The sequence below is a fragment of the Glutamicibacter sp. St.4D3 genome (assembly GCF_059728615.1).
The window spans coordinates 1,010,147-1,028,187 of the sequence record NZ_AP039380.1; the positions used below are offsets into that span (position 1 = coordinate 1,010,147).

The following is an 18,041-nucleotide window of genomic DNA, read 5'->3' on the forward strand; positions in this document are numbered from 1 at the left end:
GGCGCCGTGCCCGGAAACTCTTCCGGGTACGGCGCCGAGCGCGTATCCGATGAGTTCTTCGGTGACCCGCAGGAGATGCCCGACTGGGCCAGACCCGACCCCGACGAGCAGGCCGTAGACGACGATTCGGTTATGGCGGGTGCCGCGGCGGATGCCTCCGCAGGCACACCTTCCACCGCGACGTCCGGTCCACTCGCATCCGCGCAATTGGCTGGTGCCGAGGACGGGTCGCCAGCCACGGTGGAGGAGTTGCGTGCCTCCATGGAGCGGATCATGCAATCACCCGCTCCGCCGCGGAAGGCCGAAAAAAAGAAACGCTCCGCCAAGCGCCTGCCCAAGGCACAGCGGGAAACCGAAGAACCCGAAGAACTCAGCGATGACCAATGGCGGGAGAAGGCGCGCGTCATCCTGCTGCGCCAGCTGACCGCCAGCGACAAGTCTGCGAAACAGCTGAAGGACAAGCTGCTGGACAAGGAGTGTCCCGAGGCCATCGCTGATGAGGTCATCGAACGCTTCATCGAGGTCGACCTGGTGGATGACCAAAAGTTCGCCGACGCCTGGGTCCGCGCCCGCACCCGAACCCGGGGGCTGGCTCGCCAGGCGCTGAAGCATGAACTGCGGTCCAAGGGAGTCGATGACGAAATCACCCAGATGGCCCTGGAACAAGTGGATGACGCGGACGAGGAAGAGCGGGCCCGCGAATTGGCCCGGACCAAACTCCGTCCGGCATCCATGGGGGTAGACCGCGCAAAGGCACTGCGCCGACTGGTTGGGATGCTAGGGCGCAAGGGCTACAACGGATCCATGGCCTTCCGCGTCGCGCGTGAGGAATGGGACGCCCGCTTCGGCGAACACTAGGGCCAACGCGCGGATACGCAGCCGCGGCCCCCGACGGCTACCGACGTCTTAGCCGGCGCTCAGAACAGCCAAGGCTAAGATGTCCAGACCGGTAAGATTCGGTAACCTTGAATGGTGACTGAGCAAGCAACCCTGACCCCGATTGACGACGAAAACCTGCCCCGCACCTATGAGGTGCGCACTTTCGGTTGTCAGATGAACGTGCACGATTCCGAGCGGCTCTCCGGCCTGCTCGAAGATGCCGGGTTGAGCCGCAAACCCGACGAGCAGGTCGATGACGTGGCCGACGTGATCGTCTTCAACACCTGTGCCGTGCGCGAAAACGCGGACAACAAGCTCTACGGCAACCTGGGACGCCTGGCCCCGCTGAAACGCGAACGCCCGAATATGCAGATCGCCGTCGGCGGCTGCCTGGCCCAGAAGGACCGGGACACCATCCTGAAGAAGGCGCCTTGGGTGGACGTGGTTTTCGGAACCCACAACATCGGCTCACTGCCGACCCTGCTGGCTCGCTCACGCCATAACAAGAAGGCCGAGCTGGAGATCCTGGAGACCCTGGACGTCTTCCCCTCCACATTGCCCACCCGCCGCGAATCCGTGTATGCCGGATGGGTGTCAATCTCCGTGGGATGCAACAACACCTGCACCTTCTGCATTGTTCCCTCCCTGCGCGGCAAGGAGCGCGACCGCCGTCCCGGGGAGATCCTGGCAGAAATCAAGGCCCTGGTCGCCGACGGCGCCATCGAGGTGACCCTGCTGGGCCAGAACGTGAACTCCTACGGTGTCGAGTTCGGGGACCGGCTGGCCTTCGGCAAGCTGCTGCGCGCCTGCGGTGAGATCGAGGGCCTGGAACGCGTGCGCTTCACCAGCCCGCACCCGGCCGCGTTCACCGATGACGTCATCGAGGCCATGGCCGAAACCCCGAACGTCATGCCCCAGCTGCACATGCCGCTGCAGTCGGGTTCGGACAAGGTGCTGAAGGACATGCGCCGCTCGTACCGCTCCAAGAAATTCCTGGGCATCCTGGACAAGGTGCGCGAGCGGATCCCGCACGCGGCGATCACCACCGACATCATCGTCGGTTTCCCCGGTGAAACCGAAGAGGATTTCCAGGCCACCCTGGACGTGGTCGAAGCCTCCCGGTTCTCCTCCGCGTTCACCTTCCAGTACTCGCCGCGCCCGGGCACCCCTGCGGCCACCATGGAGGAGCAGCTGCCCAAGGCCGTGGTCCAGGAACGCTTCGAACGTTTGACCGCGTTGCAGGACCGCATCGCCAAGGAAGAGAACGCCAAGCAACTGGGCCGCACCGTGGAGGTACTGGTCACCGAACAGTCTGGGCGCAAGTCCGAGGAAACTCACCGTCTGGCCGGGCGTTCCCAGGACCAGCGTCTGGTGCACTTCTCGGTGCCCGAAGGTGCCCAGAGCCCGCGCCCGGGCGACTTGGTGACCCTGCCGATCACCGAGGCCGCCGCATTCCACCTGATCTCCGACCCCAGCCTGGAACAGTACTCGCTGCGCCGTTCGCGGGCCGGGGACGCATGGGACCGCGCTCAGGCCGAAAGCTGCGGGGTGCCGGCCTCCGGCGGCAACAGCACCCCGGGCAAGACCAGCCTGGGCATGCCCACCCTGATGGTGCGCAAGTAGCCGGGACGTGGATGCAGCATACCTGCCGGTGATCGCGGTCGTCGGGCCCACCGGCACCGGAAAATCGGATCTGGCGATCGCCCTGGCCCAACAGCTGGGCGGGGAGATCGTCAACTCCGACGCCCTGCAGTTCTACCGTGGGATGGACATCGGCACCGCCAAGCTGCCACTGGGGGGGCGCGGCGGCATCGAACACCACCTGATGGACATCATGGACATCACCGAGGAGGCATCGGTGGCCCGTTTCCAGGAACAGGCGCGCATCTGCTTTGAGCAGATCCGTTCCCGCGGCCGGGTGCCGGTCATGGTCGGCGGCTCCGGGCTCTATGTGCGTGCGGCACTGGATGTCATCGACTTCCCGCCCACTGATCCGCAGGTGCGCCGGCGTCTGGAAGAGCAGGTGGATCACGAAGGTGAAGCGCCGCTGCGCGCGCACCTGGCCGCGGTGGACCCGGTTTCGGCGGCTCGGAACCTGGACCTGCGCCGCGCCATCCGCGCCGTGGAGGTCCATGAGATCTCCGGGCGTGCGTTCAGCTCCTATATGCCCCAACGCCAGTACTTCCAGCCGGCCATCCAAATCGGGTTGAACCTGGACCGGCCGGCACTGCATGAACGTCTGGCCGCCCGGGTGCATCACATGGATGCACAGGGCCTGGAAGATGAGGTGCGTGGCCTGCTTGATCGGGGGCTGCGTAAGGGGAAAACCGCGTCCCGGGCCATCGGCTACCAGCAGTACATTGACCTGATCGATGGGAAGCTCACCCGCGAGCAGGCCATCGACGCCACCATTGTGGCCACGCGCAAGTTCGCCCGTCGCCAGATTACCTGGTTTTCGGCAGATGACCGGGTTACTTGGCTGGACCCCACCGAGGATGGAACCATAGAGCGGGCGCTGGAACTTGTCTCCAGCGACGCCGCCGCGCACTAGCGAAACCACCGCCAGCAAAGGACACCCCCATGGCTCATGCACTTGATCAGCTCACCGGCCTGTCCTATGCCAAGGGCCACGCCACCGGCAACGACTTCGTGCTTATTTCCGATCCCCAGGACCAGCTGGTGCTGCAGGCCGAGCACGTGGCCGCGCTGGCCGACCGGCACTTCGGGCTCGGCGGTGACGGGGTCATACGTGCCGTGCCCACCGCAGCGGTGGAGGAGTACGCCTACCAGGTGGAGGCGCAGCCCGACGCATACTGGTTCATGGACTACCGCAACGCCGACGGGTCCATCGCGGAAATGTGCGGCAACGGGGTGCGCCTGTTCGTGCATTTCCTGATCCAGGAGCAGCTGGTGGACCTGCCGGTGGGCAGCACCCTACAGATTGGCAGCCGTGCCGGGGTGAAGCAGGTGACCCGGCTGGAGGACGGGTATGCGGTCAACCTGGGTCCCTGGGGGCTGATCCATTCCGAACAGGCCAACGACAACGCGCTGGACAGCCTGGTGCGAGCCCACGGCTGGGAGCAGGGGCGCCCGGCCTTGTCCATCACCATGGGCAATCCGCACGCCGTGGTGGCCCTGGCCGAGATGCAGGAGCTCTCGGCCCTGGATCTGAGCGTCGCGCCCGCGGTGGATCCGGTGCCCGAACACGGGACGAACGTGGAATTCGTGGTGCCGGCCGAGCCGTTGGTCTCCGAAGGGATTGGGGCCGTGACCATGCGGGTTCACGAGCGCGGGGTCGGGGAGACGCTCTCGTGCGGCACCGGAGCCTGTGCCGCAGCGGCGGCGGTCCGCTATTGGGCCGGTTCGACCACGGTAATCGATGACTGGGTGGTGAACATCCCCGGCGGACAAGTGGGGGTGGCTTTCCGCAAGAACGAGGATGGCACCGACGATGTCATCCTCAGCGGCCCAGCGGTCCTGGTCGGGCGCGGAGTATTGACCCGCGACTAGGCAGGCAGCGCTTCGTGCTGGCCAAGGCCAGCCACCTTCGAACGGCGCTTGGCCCGGGCACGGATTAGTTCGGCCGGGTGACCTTCAGGATGCGGAAGCCCTTGGAGCTGGTCTCGCGGGTGATGCTCCAGTCCGTTGGCAGCTGCCCCACCAGCCACTTCTGCAGTGAATCGCTGCCCAGGTTCTTTTGGACCACCATCCACGCTTCACCGCCCGGAGCCAGCCGGGGCAGCCACTTCAGCAGCAGCTCGTGCAGCGCGTCCTTGCCGATGCGGATCGGCGGGTTGGACCAGATGGTGTCGAATTGCAGGTCATCCTCGAGCCCGTCGGGGTCGCTGATGGTCAGGTTCTCCAGTCCAAGCGCCTGGGCGTTGAGCCGGGCCAAGTCGATGGAGCGCTCATTGACCTCAACCCCGTAAACCTTCGAATCCGGGTTCTGCAGTGCCGCGGTCATGGCGACCGGACCCCAGCCACAGCCGATGTCCAGGACGGTGCCGCGTGGGGCCGGCACGTGCTCCAAGAGCACCGCGGTGCCCTTGTCCAGCCCGGTGGGGGAGAAGGTCCCCGAAGCGGTTTGCACCTGGTACTTCTGGCCGTTGAGCTCGACCGTGATGGTGCGCCGTTCATCGGCGGACGCGGGTGTGGCGCTGAAGTAGTGATCCGAGCTCATACACCGAAGATTATCCCGGAGTGTTCACGGCCAACAAACGATGTGCGCTACGCAATATCGCCAGGACCGGGCAACTGGTAGAATTTCTGGCATGATCCTGATTTTCGTCTAACACCGTCAGCACGGTAACCCGCGAATCCCGCTAACAGCCCGGGCATATTTCTGATGCCCCCAGCGTTGAGATTCCATGGACGACATCAGGGTTTTTCTCTTTGGACTGCTTCCCTTCCTTGCCCAGCTCTCAAGGTGAAGTGTTTGCCAGGGATCTTAATTTCCCTTGTTCCAGCGTGTTGCCGATTCGAATCATTAATCAGCAGCGAACAGCGCAAGGAAGACAACCATGTCGAATCACATCGAACGTCCCCGTGGCCAATCGCCAACCGGGGGCAGCGAGCACTATTCTGGAATGTACAGCACTTCAAAGGGGAACATGACCAATACCGAGTCCAACGAGAACAACTCGCCGATGGATGACGAGCAGATCCAGGCCGCCATCGACCGGATCCTGGCTGCCGACAAGCAGCAGACGCCGACCACGCACCGGTTCGCCGCCGAGGACGAAGAGGACATCTTCGCCAACCGCGCCACCGCCCTGGACAGTTTCGTCCAGGAGCACACCGAATACGACGGCTTCCAGGAAGATCTGGCCGATCGTCGCGCGCTGCGCCGCGTAGCCGGGTTGTCCACCGAACTCGAAGACGTCACCGAAGTTGAAAATCGCCAGCTGCGCCTGGAACGCGTGGTGCTGGCCGGGGTCTGGTCCGAAGGGACCGCCCAGGAGGCCGAGAACTCGCTGCGCGAACTGGCCGCGCTGGCCGAAACCGCCGGTTCGGAAGTCCTGGACGGGGTCGTGCAGCGTCGCCTGAAGGTCGACCCGAATACCTACCTGGGATCGGGCAAGGCCGAGGAGCTGCGCGGCATCGTCGCCGACACCGGGGCGGATACCGTGATCGTGGACGCGGAGATCGCGCCCTCCCAGCGCCGTGCGCTGGAGGACATCGTTAAGGTCAAGGTCATTGACCGCACCGCACTGATCCTGGACATCTTCGCCCAACACGCCAAGTCCCGCGAGGGCAAGGCCCAGGTGGAACTGGCACAGCTGGAGTACCTGCTGCCGCGCCTGCGCGGTTGGGGCGAGTCGATGTCCCGCCAGGCCGGTGGCCGGGTTGGCGCCGCCGGCGGCGGCATCGGTTCGCGCGGTCCTGGTGAAACCAAGATCGAAATGGACCGCCGGCGCATTCGCGACCGGATGGCCAAGCTGCGCCGCGAGATCAAGGGCATGAAGCCGGCCCGCGAGGCCAAGCGCGCCAACCGCAGGCGCAACGAGGTCCCCTCCGTGGCGATCGCCGGGTACACCAACGCCGGCAAGTCCTCGCTGCTCAACCGGCTGACCAACGCCGGGGTGCTGGTGGAGAACGCATTGTTCGCCACCCTGGATCCCACCGTGCGCCAGGCGGCCACCGAGGACGGGTTGACCTACACACTGGCGGACACGGTTGGTTTTGTCTCCAACCTGCCCACCCAGCTGGTGGAGGCGTTCCGCTCCACGCTGGAGGAGATCGCCGACTCGGATCTGATCCTGCACGTGGTGGATGCCTCCCACCCGGATCCCGAAGGCCAGATCGCCGCGGTGCGCAAGGTGCTCACCGAGGTGGAGGCCATGCACATCCCGGAGATCATCGTGCTGAACAAGGCCGACGTGGCCGACCCGTACGTCATCGAACGGGTGCGCAACCGCGAATCAAACTCGGTGGTGGTCTCGGCCTACACCGGGCAGGGCATCGACGAGCTGCTTGCCAAGATCAGCTCCTCGATCCCGCGGCCGGACATCCAGCTTGAAGTGCTCATCCCGTATGAGCGCGGGGACCTGGTGGCCAAGCTGCACCAGGCCGAAGCCGAGATCCTGGACAGCGAGCACCAGGAATCGGGCACCCGCATGATCGTCAAGGTCCGCAAGTCGCTGGCTGCGGAGTTGGAGCAGTACAACATTCATGGATAAGCAGAAGCAGGCGTTGGACCTGTTGGAGACCGCCGTGTCCTCCATGGGCGGCCAAAGCCGCACCGGGCAGCAGGAAATGGTGCGCCAGGTGGTGCGCGCCCTGGAGGAGGACGAGCACCTGCTGGTGCAGGCCGGCACCGGTACGGGCAAGTCGATGGGGTACCTGATTCCGGCCCTGGCCTACGCCCAGACCTCGGCCAAGCCGGTGATCGTCTCCACCGCCACCCTGGCGCTGCAGTCCCAGATTGTGGGCCGCGATGTCCCACGCCTGCTTAACGCCCTGAAGGGCAAGCTTTCGCGTCCCATGGACGTCTCCCTGCTCAAGGGCCGGGCCAACTACCTGTGCCAGTACAAGCTCGGCGGCGGGTACCCGGATGACGAGGGCACGCTGTTCGCCATGGACGAGGCCCCGGCCGCCGGCCAGGTCTTCTCCCCGCTGGCAACCGAGGTCATGAAGCTGCGCGAGTGGGCCGAGGAAACCGAGACCGGGGACCGGGACGAACTGGTGCCCGGGGTCTCGGACAAGGCCTGGCGCCAGGTCTCGGTTTCCGCCATGGAATGCCTGGGCTCCCAAAAGTGCCCGATGGCCGATGAATGCTTCTCCGAGATGGCCCGGGCCCGGGCCGCCGAGGCCGACGTGGTGATCACCAACCACGCATTGCTGGCGGTGTCCGCGTTCGAGGGGCTCTCGGTGCTGCCGGACTTCGATGTGGCGATCATCGATGAGGCCCACGAACTGCAGGACCGGGTCACTTCCTCGGTGGCCAGCGCGTTGTCTCCGCGCACCGTGCTCACCGCCGCCGGGTCGATGAAGCGCCACTGCGCGGTCAACGTCGATGAAATGGTCAACGCCGCCAACCGGCTGGACAAGGCGCTGTCCGGGCAGGCCACTGGCCTGCTGGAACGCGGCCTGGACGAGGCCAGCGGGATTGCACTGAACGACATCGCCGAACAGGCCCGGGTCATCCTGTCCCTGACCAAGCCCGAAGCCGGGGATCCGGTGGACGGTGGCCGGCAGACGGCCCGCTCGCAGATGCAGGCGGTGCTCGATGACTCGCTGCGGATGCTGGAGCACGAGGAACGCCGCGAGGTGATTTGGACGTCACGGCCGCGTGAGTTCGTTGAGGGCCGTGGCTATGTGGAGGCCGATGAATCCACCCCCGCCACCCTGAACGTGGCGCCGCTGTCGGTGGCCGGCAAATTGCGCGAGGGCCTGTTTGACGGGCGCACGGTCGTGCTCACCAGCGCCACCCTGGCCATCGGCGCCCAGTTCGACTCCGTCGCCGGGGCGCTGGGCCTGATGGGGGAGGGCGCCCCCTCCTGGCAGGGCGTGGACGTGGGCAGTCCGTTCAACTACCCCAAGCAGGGGATCCTGTACGTGGCCAAGCACCTGCCCAAGCCCGGGCGGCAGCTCAGCGCCGAAACCCTGGATGAGATCGAGGATCTGATCGAGGCCTCCGGGGGAGGGGCGCTGGTGCTGTTCACCTCGAAGCGCTCGGCCGAGGAGGCGGCGGCGATCCTGCGCCCGAAGCTGGACGTGCCGATCCTGTGCCAGGGGGAGGCGAGCATGAAATCCCTGGTCGCCGACTTCAGCGCCGACCGGGATGCGTGCCTGTTCGGCACCATGACCCTGTGGCAGGGGGTGGACGTGCCGGGGGACGCCTGCCGGCTGGTGATCATCGACAAGATCCCGTTCCCGCGCCCCGATGACCCGATCTCCAAGGCCCGCACCCAGGACATCGCCCGCCACGGCGGCAACGGATTCATGCAGGTCTCCGCCGCCCACGCTGCGGTGCGCCTGGCCCAGGGGGCCGGACGCCTGATCCGGTCGATCAACGACAAGGGCGTGGTGGCGGTGCTGGATTCCCGGATGGCCACTGCACGCTACGGCGGCTACCTGAAGAGCTCGCTGCCGCCGATGTGGCCCACTCCGGACAAGAAGGTCATCCTCGGGGTGCTCAAACGGCTGAACCCGAACAAGTAGCCGGGGCCGGCCGCCCCCGCCCGGGTCAGCCGCGCAGGCGCACCAGAACCTTTCCATGAAGCCCACCGGCCTCCACCAGCCGGTGGGCTTCGCCAGCCTGCTCCAAGGGCAATTCGCGATCCACCCGGTACTTCAGCTCCCTCGTGGCCAGCAACTCATTCAGCGCGGCGGCCGCCGCAGAAAGTTCCTCGGCTCTCGCGTTCGAGACGGCGAAACCCTTCACGCTCACATCCCGGGTGTAGAGCGCACCGACCGGAATGCTGGCCTCGGCCTGCAGGCCCGCGGAAATCAACACGGTGCCCCGGTTGGCCAGCGCCGGGATAAGCTGGGCCAGCTGCTGGTGACCCGACGTGTCCCACCAGATCGCGGCACCTTCGGGCACATGGGAGGCCACCGCTTCGATGAGGTCGGGCCGGGCATAGTCCAGCACGGTGTCAGCCCCCAAATCCCTGACCCAGGAATGATCCGCCGGGGCGGCGCTGGCAATCACCCGGGCGCCCCGGGCGCAGGCAAACTGCACGGCTGCACTGCCCACGGCACCGGCCGCCCCACCAATGAACACCGACTGCCCGGCGGCCAGCGGTGCGCTGCGCCCCAGCCCCAGCCACGCGGTGGTCATGGCATGGGACAGCGCCACCACGCCGCGCAAATCCGCCACGTTCTGCGGGAGCGTGAAAAGCCGTGCGGCCGGCACCACGCAGAATTCGGCAAAGGACCCCTGCCGCCTGTCATACCCCAACGAGTTTGACCAGACCCGGTCCCCGACGCTGAACCCGGTGACCGACTCGCCCACGGCCTCGACCGTGCCGGCCACATCCCGACCGAGGATGAACGGGGAGGGAAGCTCGGTGGCGTACGCGCCGGAACGCACAAAGGTGTCCACATGGTTCACGCAGGAGAACTCGGCGCGCACCAACACCTCGTCCGGTTTGGGTGTGGGAATCGGAACCTCACGCACCGCAATGGCTTCAGCCGGACCGGGAACATCGATAACCGCCGCATGCATCATGTCTCCAGCATGCTCCCGCGGCCGGCGCCAAGCCAAGTACGGCGGCCAATGCGCGCGCTGGGCGGGAAACGTAGACTCGTCACAGAACACCGCCGCACCCGGTGGTTGCCCGCCGACCCCTGTCAGGTAGAGGAGCAGTGCATGACCCACAGCTGGACCGCGCTGGCCGACAACGCTGCCCGTGATGTCAACGACCGTTTCGGGCACCGGCTCATGGGGCTGCCCGGCACCTGGATCGGAGCGTTGCGGGCACCGGTTCCCACCCCTAAGGCGCCGGCAGCCCGTGGGCGCCGGATCCGAGGGGACGCCCCATGGTCTGAATGGCACTACTGGTGGCAGGCCCACTACCTGGACGCGATCGTGGACATGGGGTGTCACTATGCGCGGGCCGGCGCACCCGAGGCAGCCAAGGCCGAGGTGCGCCGCGGGCTGCGGCTGCTGCGCGGGATCAAGATCCGCAACTTCGGGGTGTTCCCGAACTATTTCTTTGATGACATGGCCTGGCTGGCGCTCTCCAGCCACCGGCTGAACGCGCTGTGCCTGGAACTGCACCAGCAACCGGCAAAACTTGCCCAGTCGGCGGTGGACTCGCTGACCCGCCAACTGCGCAGCGGTCAGGATTCGGTGCTTGGCGGCGGCCTGTACTGGTCACGCAAACGCGCGTTCAAGAACGTGCCGGTCAACGGCCCCGCGGCCCTACACTTCGCCCGCATCGGGGACCGGAAAACCGCTGGCGCGCTGGTCGACTGGATGCGAGAGAAGCTCTTCGACCCCACCCTGGGCCTCTACCTGGATGGGATCTATCTGGTTAACGCCGGGCATCGGCTCGAAGGACAGATCTACACCTACAACCAGGGCCCAATCCTTGGGGCCTGGCTGGAGCTCGGGGACGAACGGTACCTGCGCCAGGCCGCCGACCTCATCGACGCGGTGGACCGTGGGCTCACCGTTCCACAGCAGGGGCTGCGCCTGGAACAGGGCGGGGATGGGAGCCTATTCACCGGAATCCTCTGCCGCTACCTGGCGCTGGCCGCTACGGATCACCGACTGCCGCAGCAGGCGCGGCAAACCGCCGCGCGGCTCGTTTCCGATACCGCCGCCACCGTCCTGGACAAGCAGACGGCTCAGCTCTCGGAAGCCGTGCAGCGCTGGAGCATCCTCTCGGCCGCAGCGGTCGTCACGCAGAGCACCGACCTGAAACGAAGGACCTCATGAGCCTTCCACCGCAGGACTTGCCTCCGGCACGCAGCGGACTCATCGCAGTGAGTTACGTGATCTTTCGCCAAGCCGACGCCGTGCTGCTGCAACAGCGGCGAGGCACTGGTTTCCTGGACGGGTACTGGGGCGCTGCCGCCGCCGGGCATCTGGAGAATGGGGAAAACGCAGTAGCGGCAGCCATTCGAGAAGCTGGCGAGGAGCTGGGTGTACTGGTCTGCCAAGAACATCTTCACCCCCTGACGGTGCTGCAGCGCCCGGCTGCGGTCAAGGATCAGCCCGGCCGCGTCGACTTCTTTTTCGAATGCCGCACCTGGCAGGGCACACCCGAGATCCAGGAGCCGGACAAGGCCGTGGATCTTCGCTGGTTCGGGCTCGATGACCTGCCAATCCCCGTGGTGCCCCACGAAAAGGTGGTCCTTGAACAACTGCGCCTGCCACTGCCGGCCTTCACCTGCCTCGTCCCCTAGCGGACGTTTTCCGGATGAATTGATTCCCGGCTTGGGTGGGAGCGTCGAGCAGAGCCAAAACAAAATCCCGGTGTGCCGCGTTTGGTAACGCGAAACACCGGGACTGTGCCGAAGGTGGCAGGAAGGCTAGAGCGAACGCATCACCGAAACAACGCGGCCCATGATGGTGGCGCTGTCGCCCAGGATCGGTTCGTAGCGCGAGTTCTGCGGAAGCAGCCAGGTGTGGCCATCACGCTGGCGGAAGGTCTTGACGGTGGCTTCCTCATCCAGCAGGGCGGCAACAATGTCGCCGTTGTCGGCGGTCTGCTGACGGCGCACCACCACCCAGTCGCCGTCGCAAATGGCGGCATCCACCATGGAGTCGCCCGAAACCCGCAACATGAACAGCTCACCGTGGCCCACGAGCTGACGCGGCAGGGAGAAGACATCCTCGACGCTCTGCTCAGCTAGGATCGGACCACCGGCGGCAATACGTCCAACCAGTGGCACCATCGTGGTGTCCGCCGAGGTGCTCAGCTCAATGACCTTGGTCTCATCGGCCGGCTCCGGCTGGGCGGCCGGTTCCTTGGAAGCGGATTCAGACTCGTCGTTCAGCTGCAGCGGAAGCAGAATTTCCATGGCGCGGGGGCGGCGCGGGTCCCGCCGGATATAGCCGAGCTTCTCCAGCTGACCCAACTGGTGGGTTACCGAGGAGAGGCTGGCCAACCCGACCGAGTCGCCAATCTCACGCATCGAGGGCGGGTAGCCGTTGTTCCCGATGGCCCGCTGGATGGTTTCCAGGATCTTCTTCTGGCGGATGGTCAGCGACCGAGCATTGGCACGCGGAGTGCGTTGTGATGCTGACATGTAATTTCTGCCTTCCCTAACGATTGCGAGTCATGGCCGAGCGGTCAAACTGTCGGTGCTGACTGTTGTGATGTCCTCATGCTCGATTTACTTCGAAATCCTAGTGGATTTCGAAGCCTCTTTCAAAGATTTGTTCGAACTATCTAGACAAGTGTCGCCGAGCTCTGTTAGAAAAGATGTACTAGATCCGAACATATCTTCGAATGAGATGTTCGAACATTAGAAACTCGCATCACGCTCGTCCTGAGAGGAGATCGGCCATGGCCACTACGGCACTGGATAAAGATCAAAGCACCACACGCATGCGAATCCGCCTGACCCGACGCGGCTGGGTTGTGTTGATCGGGGTTCCGGTCTTCCTGCTGGCCCTGGCGGCAACTTTCCTGCTGACCACGTTCTCCAACTCCGTAATGGCCTCCGACCAGGAGCCAGCAGGCGTTGAAACGGTGGAGGTGACCGTCATTCCCGGGGACACCCTGTGGGACTTGGCCAGCGAATACGCGCAAGGCTACAACCAGGAAGATGCCATTCGCTACATCGGCGAAATGAACTCGCTGCATGGCGGCGTGCTGCAGGCCGGACAAACCCTGCAGATTCCGGTCCTGGACCAGCAGTAGCCCGCGGTTCATTGTTACCGCCTGGAGCGTCACTGATTCACTGCCAGCGGCCGCCCCAGCTTAGAATTACCGTGTGAAAGACCGCAGTGAACTGTTAAGTCAACTGCCCTTGCGTGAGAATCTCCGCGGGCTCTCTCCCTACGGCGCGCCGCAAATCGACGTGCCCATCCAGTTGAACGTCAACGAAAACACCCATCCACTGCCGCCGGCCGTGGTCGAGGCAATTGCACAAGAAGTGGCCAAGGCCGCCACCACCCTCAACCGCTACCCGGACCGCGAATTCACCGAACTGCGTGAACTGCTCGCCGACTACCTGGGGCATGAACTGCGTGCCGAGAACATCTGGGCGGCGAACGGCTCGAACGAAATCCTGCAGCAAATCCTCCAGGCCTTCGGTGGACCGGGACGCAGCGTCATGAGCTTCGTACCCACGTACTCCATGTACCCGCTGCTGGCCAGCGGCACCGACACCGCCTTCATCGCCGGAACCCGTGCCGCGGACTTCACGCTCAGCGCCGAATCGGCGGCCAGCCAGGTGCGCGAACACCGCCCGAACATCGTGATCCTCTGCTCACCCAACAACCCCACGGGTACCGCCCTGGGGCTGGATGTCATCCAAGCCGTCTACGAGGCGGCCAGCGAGAACAACGCGATCGTGATCGTCGATGAGGCCTACGCCGAGTTCGCGTTGGCCGGAACCAAGTCCGCGCTGGGCCTGCTGCCCGGCCGCCAGCGCCTGATCGTCACCCGGACCATGTCCAAGGCGTTTGCGCTGGCCGGGGCACGCCTTGGCTATCTGGCCGCGGCCCCTGAAGTCAGTGACGCCATCCGGTTGGTGCGTCTGCCCTACCACCTCTCGGCGGTCACCCAGGCCACCGCGATCGCGGCACTGAAAAACGTGGACGCGCTGCTGGCCGAGGTCGAACAGATCAAGACCCAGCGTGACCGGATCGTCACCCGGTTGACCGAACTGGGCCTGCAGCCCTCGGTCAGCGATTCGAACTTCGTGTTCTTCGGCGGGCTGCAGGATCCGGAAGCGATTTGGCAGGGCCTGCTCGAGGCAGGGATCATTGTGCGTAACAACGGGATCCCTGGCACCCTGCGCGTCACCGCCGGCACCGAGGCGGAAACCACCGCCTTCCTCGACCGGCTCAGCGAGCTGCTCGAACCGGCGCACCAGCAAACTGCCAGAAGCTAGCGAAGGAAGAAGATGTCTGCCGAATCCCTGGGCGGCCGCAAAGCCCGCATGGAACGCGTGACCAGCGAATCGTCCGTGTTCGTCGAACTTGACCTGGACGGCACCGGCAAGTCCGAGATCAGCACCTCCGTGCCGTTCTTCGACCACATGCTCACCGCACTGTCCAAGCACTCGCTGATCGACCTGACCGTGCGCGCCACCGGCGACACCCACATCGACGTGCACCACACCGTGGAGGACACCGCCATCACCATTGGCGAGGTGCTGCGCACCGCCCTGGGCAACAAGGCCGGCATCCGCCGGTTCGGCACCGCCTACGCGCCGTTGGACGAGGCCCTGGCCCGCGCCGTCGTGGACATCTCCGGGCGGCCCTACCTGGTGCACGGCGGGGAGCCGGCCGGCCAGGAATACCACCTGATCGGAGGGCACTTCACCGGGTCGATGACGCGCCACGTCTTCGAGTCGCTGACCTTCCACGCCCAGATCTGCGCCCACATCGAGGTACTCTCCGGGCGCGACCCACACCACATCGTTGAAGCGCAGTTCAAGGCCCTGGCACGGGCGCTGCGCGAAGCGGTGGAAACCGACCCCCGCATGGGGGACCAAATCCCGTCCACGAAGGGTGCGCTGTAGGTGGGAAGTAAAAACGTAGTCGTCCTGGACTACGGGTCCGGCAATGTCCGCTCTGCGGTACGCGCCCTGGAGGCGGCCGGAGCCAACGTGGAGTTGACCGCCAACTCCACCGCGATCCTGGAAGCCGATGGCCTGGTGGTCCCCGGGGTGGGGGCCTACGCCTCGGTGATGCAACAGCTCAAGGCCATTGACGCGCCGCGCTGGATCGGACGCCGGGTTGCCGGCGGCCGACCGGTGCTGGGCATCTGCGTTGGCCACCAGGTCTTCTTCGATGAGGGCGTGGAACACGGGGTGCGCAGCCAGGGACTGGGCGAATGGCCCGGCGTCGTGGAGCGCCTGGAAGCCGAAGTGATCCCACACATGGGCTGGAACACCGTCCAGGTTTCCGAGGGCAGCCGATTGTTCGAGGGGATCGAACAGGAGCGGTTCTACTTCGTGCACTCCTACGGCGTGCGCCACTGGGAGTTTGACATCACCCAGCCGGCGATGAGCGCCCCCAAGGTCACCTGGAGCACCCACGGCACCCCGTTCGTCGCCGCCGTGGAAAACGGACCGCTCTCCGCGGTCCAGTTCCACCCCGAGAAATCCGGCACGGCGGGCAACCGCCTGCTGCGCAACTGGTTGGAGACCCTCTAAACATGTGGACCGTTGTCTTGTTGGGAGTCGGAGCCTTCCTGGCCGGGGGAGCGATCTCCCTGAAAAGCCAGAAAGCCCACATCTCCTGGATCATCGCCTGCTGGGCGCTGGCCGCCATGGCAGTCATTGCCGGGTGGGTCCTGACCCTGTAGCGCCCTACGCCACCGCAGAACACAAAGGAAACAATGAGCGAGCAAACACACCTGGAACTGCTTCCCGCCGTCGACATCGCCAACGGGCAGGCCGTACGCCTGGTCCAGGGCGAAGCCGGCTCCGAGACCGGCTACGGCGATCCGCTGGAAGCCGCATTGGCCTGGCAGAACGACGGCGCCGAATGGCTGCATCTGGTGGACCTGGACGCCGCCTTTGACCGCGGACACAACACCGACATTGTCCAGCGCATCGCCCAGGAACTGCAGATCAAGGTGGAGCTCTCCGGCGGCATCCGCGATGACGCCTCACTGGAGCGGGCCCTGGAATTCGGCGCCACCCGAGTGAACCTGGGCACCGCCGCCCTGGAGAACCCCGAATGGACCGCCAAGGCCATTGAGCGCTTTGGCGACAAGATCGCCGTCGGCCTGGACGTGCGCGGCACCACCCTGGCCGGTCGCGGCTGGACCAAGGAAGGCGGGGACCTGTGGGAGGTGCTCGCCCGGCTGGAGGACGCCGGCTGCCCGCGCTACGTGGTCACCGACGTCACCAAGGACGGCACCCTGCGCGGCCCGAACGTGAAACTGCTGCTGGAAATGTGCGCCAAGACCGACAAGCCGATCGTGGCCTCCGGCGGCATCTCCTCCCTGGATGACCTGCGCGCGCTGCGCGAACTGGTTCCCGAGGGCGTCGAAGGCGCCATCATGGGCAAGGCGCTGTACGCCGGTCGCTTCACCCTGCAGGACGCCCTGGAAGTCGCGGCCGGACGGGCTTAGCTAAGTCGGGTGCAACTGATTAGTTGAATTATGGGTCTCGTGAACACGGAAAGTGTTCGCGGGACCCATACGCCGTTGAAAGACGACTGTCGAGCGACTCCATCCAGCCGTGGTCGGGGTGATCACTGCTGCGCTGACAGGTTCGCGTGCGGGATCAGAGATTCAATTTGACGGACCGTGTCCGGGAGCCCCCCCGCGGGTCTAACGCGTCAATCCAAACATAATCTCCGGGCCTTTCTCACGGCTGTCTGGAGCCTTTGCTCACTCACTAACAACGCCGCCCGTCGTACTGGTTTACTTCTCACGATGACGTGGCATTAGGTGAGCCGACGGCTGAGGTGGAACCTTGAACTGCTGAAGACCCCCGGCTTCTTTTGTTATCAAAATGTCACAATTTTTTAGCTAAACAAATTTGCTTTAAACGCGAACTCATCCAAGACTATTGTTGTATCTTTCACTGTCTGGGGGGGACATCATGAGCACCAATTTTCCGGGGACTCCACCGAGCCCAAAAATGACGAAAACTAATCGAAAACTTTTGCTAGCGCTGGTCCTTTTAGGGTTGCTGCTACTTCTGATATTCCTGCCGGAAGTGGTCCTGCTCCTTGCCTTGTTAGGAGTGGTGCTCGGCGCGATTGCGATCTTTGTCGGCCGCATTCCCTGGGTTGCTCGGTCGAATCGCAAAATGGCTGCCAAGGGCACCGGTATTCTCGCGGGGTTGGTTATCGTCGCCGCGGGCATTATCGGTATTCAGAATCCGGTGCCAGCACCCGAACCCAATGCAGCGCCCGCCGTTCAGCAGAATGATTCTGCAAGCCCGGAACCTGCAGTTGCAACCGAGTCCTCCACTCCGACACCGGCCCCAGTGCTGGATGACTATGTAGGGGACCTTTGCGACGGCGACGACTTAGTGATGGAACAAGGCCACGAGCAACTGTACTGTGACAAGGACGCGAACGGAGCGCTTGTCTGGGTAACCGCTAATGAGCACGAGAAGTTGCTTCTTGCTGAAAAGAAGGCGGCAGACGAGGCTAAGGTCAAGAAGGCAGCAGAGGCTGAGGCCAAGAAGGCGGCCGAGGCGAAGAAAGCCGCCGAAGAGAAGGCTGAACAGGAAAAAGCTGCACTAGAAAAGGCCAAGAAAGAAAAAGCTGCCGCCGCGAAGGCGGCCCAGGAAAAGGCCGCTGCTGAAAAAGCTGCAGCCCAGAAGAAGGCGAAGCAAGAAGCCGAGAAGAAAAAGGTGCGAAAGCCCGCAAGTACACCGAAACCTGCGGCACCGAAACCAGCTCCTAATACTAGCCGTTACTTCAAAAACTGCACTGAAGCACGTAATGCTGGCGCAGCGCCCGTTTATAGGGGCGAACCGGGCTATGGCAAACATCTGGATCGTGACGGTGACGGAGTCGGGTGCGAGTAGAGATAAGACTACTCGGGCTCGGCCTCTGCATCGGA

18 protein-coding genes are annotated in these 18,041 nt (G+C 64.7%); 15 read left to right on the forward strand and 3 right to left on the reverse strand.

The genetic code is table 11. The annotated features are described in order from the left end of the window. The first annotated feature begins 6 nt into the window (after positions 1-6). The 4 genes from AC6I21_RS04655 to dapF all read left to right on the forward strand — a co-directional run bounded on the left by AC6I21_RS04655 (position 7) and on the right by dapF (position 4,389). Entirely contained in the window at positions 7-858 is an 852-nt protein-coding gene (locus AC6I21_RS04655; protein ID WP_497763142.1) for a regulatory protein RecX, read from the forward strand. A 111-nt stretch (positions 859-969) separates the two neighbouring features. After that, the gene (gene miaB, locus AC6I21_RS04660; RefSeq protein ID WP_138173210.1) at positions 970-2,502 is read left to right on the forward strand and encodes a tRNA (N6-isopentenyl adenosine(37)-C2)-methylthiotransferase MiaB; all 1,533 of its coding nucleotides are present in this window, start codon (positions 970-972) and stop codon (positions 2,500-2,502) included. A gap of 7 nt (positions 2,503-2,509) precedes the next feature. Further along, on the forward strand, positions 2,510-3,430 hold the full coding sequence (gene miaA, locus AC6I21_RS04665) for a tRNA (adenosine(37)-N6)-dimethylallyltransferase MiaA (RefSeq protein ID WP_138173208.1): 921 nt from the start codon (positions 2,510-2,512) through the stop codon (positions 3,428-3,430). A 29-nt stretch (positions 3,431-3,459) separates the two neighbouring features. Continuing rightward, positions 3,460-4,389 (forward strand): diaminopimelate epimerase, encoded by a 930-nt coding sequence (gene dapF / locus AC6I21_RS04670; RefSeq protein WP_138173206.1) that lies wholly within the window; start codon positions 3,460-3,462, stop codon positions 4,387-4,389. Between the two features lie 64 nt (positions 4,390-4,453). Here dapF and AC6I21_RS04675 read toward each other — a convergent pair whose 3' ends face one another. Beyond that, positions 4,454-5,059, reverse strand: a complete 606-nt coding sequence (locus AC6I21_RS04675) for a class I SAM-dependent methyltransferase (protein ID WP_138174301.1) — start codon at positions 5,057-5,059, stop codon at positions 4,454-4,456. Positions 5,060-5,489: 430 nt separating this feature from the next. On the opposite strand from AC6I21_RS04675, the gene hflX reads away from it, so the two are divergent. Together hflX and AC6I21_RS04685 are read left to right on the forward strand one after the other, a co-directional pair. Further along, positions 5,490-7,058, forward strand: a complete 1,569-nt coding sequence (gene hflX / locus AC6I21_RS04680) for a GTPase HflX (RefSeq protein ID WP_138174303.1) — start codon at positions 5,490-5,492, stop codon at positions 7,056-7,058. After that, on the forward strand, positions 7,051-9,042 hold the full coding sequence (locus tag AC6I21_RS04685; protein WP_138174305.1) for an ATP-dependent DNA helicase: 1,992 nt from the start codon (positions 7,051-7,053) through the stop codon (positions 9,040-9,042). The genes hflX and AC6I21_RS04685 overlap by 8 nt, the downstream gene beginning before the upstream one ends. A 25-nt stretch (positions 9,043-9,067) precedes the next feature. On the opposite strand, the gene AC6I21_RS04690 is transcribed toward AC6I21_RS04685, so the two are convergent. Continuing rightward, positions 9,068-10,051 carry an NADPH:quinone reductase gene (locus tag AC6I21_RS04690; protein ID WP_138925917.1) on the reverse strand — a complete coding sequence of 328 codons (984 nt, stop codon included), beginning with the start codon at positions 10,049-10,051 and terminating at the stop codon, positions 9,068-9,070. A 141-nt stretch (positions 10,052-10,192) separates the two neighbouring features. Between AC6I21_RS04690 and AC6I21_RS04695 the strand changes: the two genes are divergently transcribed. Together AC6I21_RS04695 and AC6I21_RS04700 are read left to right on the forward strand one after the other, a co-directional pair. After that, positions 10,193-11,266 (forward strand): glycoside hydrolase family 76 protein, encoded by a 1,074-nt coding sequence (locus tag AC6I21_RS04695; RefSeq protein ID WP_138925918.1) that lies wholly within the window; start codon positions 10,193-10,195, stop codon positions 11,264-11,266. Further along, entirely contained in the window at positions 11,263-11,736 is a 474-nt protein-coding gene (locus tag AC6I21_RS04700) for an NUDIX domain-containing protein (protein ID WP_138925919.1), read from the forward strand. The genes AC6I21_RS04695 and AC6I21_RS04700 overlap by 4 nt, the downstream gene beginning before the upstream one ends. A gap of 126 nt (positions 11,737-11,862) precedes the next feature. On the opposite strand, the gene lexA is transcribed toward AC6I21_RS04700, so the two are convergent. Continuing rightward, positions 11,863-12,582 carry a transcriptional repressor LexA gene (gene lexA / locus AC6I21_RS04705; RefSeq protein ID WP_138174313.1) on the reverse strand — a complete coding sequence of 240 codons (720 nt, stop codon included), beginning with the start codon at positions 12,580-12,582 and terminating at the stop codon, positions 11,863-11,865. Between the two features lie 260 nt (positions 12,583-12,842). Between lexA and AC6I21_RS04710 the strand changes: the two genes are divergently transcribed. From AC6I21_RS04710 to AC6I21_RS04740, 7 genes are all read left to right on the forward strand, one after another. Beyond that, positions 12,843-13,199 (forward strand): LysM peptidoglycan-binding domain-containing protein, encoded by a 357-nt coding sequence (locus AC6I21_RS04710; protein ID WP_175419327.1) that lies wholly within the window; start codon positions 12,843-12,845, stop codon positions 13,197-13,199. Positions 13,200-13,272: 73 nt separating this feature from the next. Further along, positions 13,273-14,397, forward strand: coding sequence for a histidinol-phosphate transaminase (locus AC6I21_RS04715; RefSeq protein WP_138174317.1), 1,125 nt, complete (start codon positions 13,273-13,275; stop codon positions 14,395-14,397). A gap of 12 nt (positions 14,398-14,409) precedes the next feature. Further along, positions 14,410-15,030: an imidazoleglycerol-phosphate dehydratase HisB gene (gene hisB, locus AC6I21_RS04720; RefSeq protein WP_138174319.1), complete on the forward strand. Its 621-nt coding sequence runs from the start codon at positions 14,410-14,412 to the stop codon at positions 15,028-15,030. Continuing rightward, complete coding sequence (gene hisH, locus AC6I21_RS04725; RefSeq protein WP_138174321.1) at positions 15,031-15,666, forward strand: imidazole glycerol phosphate synthase subunit HisH; 636 nt, start codon at positions 15,031-15,033, stop codon at positions 15,664-15,666. 2 nt (positions 15,667-15,668) lie between these two features. Next, on the forward strand, positions 15,669-15,818 hold the full coding sequence (locus AC6I21_RS04730; protein ID WP_171021122.1) for a CG2302 family histidine operon protein: 150 nt from the start codon (positions 15,669-15,671) through the stop codon (positions 15,816-15,818). 33 nt (positions 15,819-15,851) lie between these two features. Further along, entirely contained in the window at positions 15,852-16,592 is a 741-nt protein-coding gene (gene priA, locus AC6I21_RS04735; protein WP_138174323.1) for a bifunctional 1-(5-phosphoribosyl)-5-((5-phosphoribosylamino)methylideneamino)imidazole-4-carboxamide isomerase/phosphoribosylanthranilate isomerase PriA, read from the forward strand. Positions 16,593-17,067: 475 nt separating this feature from the next. After that, a complete protein-coding gene (locus tag AC6I21_RS04740; protein ID WP_246049777.1) occupies positions 17,068-18,006 on the forward strand; it encodes an excalibur calcium-binding domain-containing protein in 939 nt (312 codons plus the stop codon). The last annotated feature ends 35 nt before the right edge of the window (positions 18,007-18,041 follow it).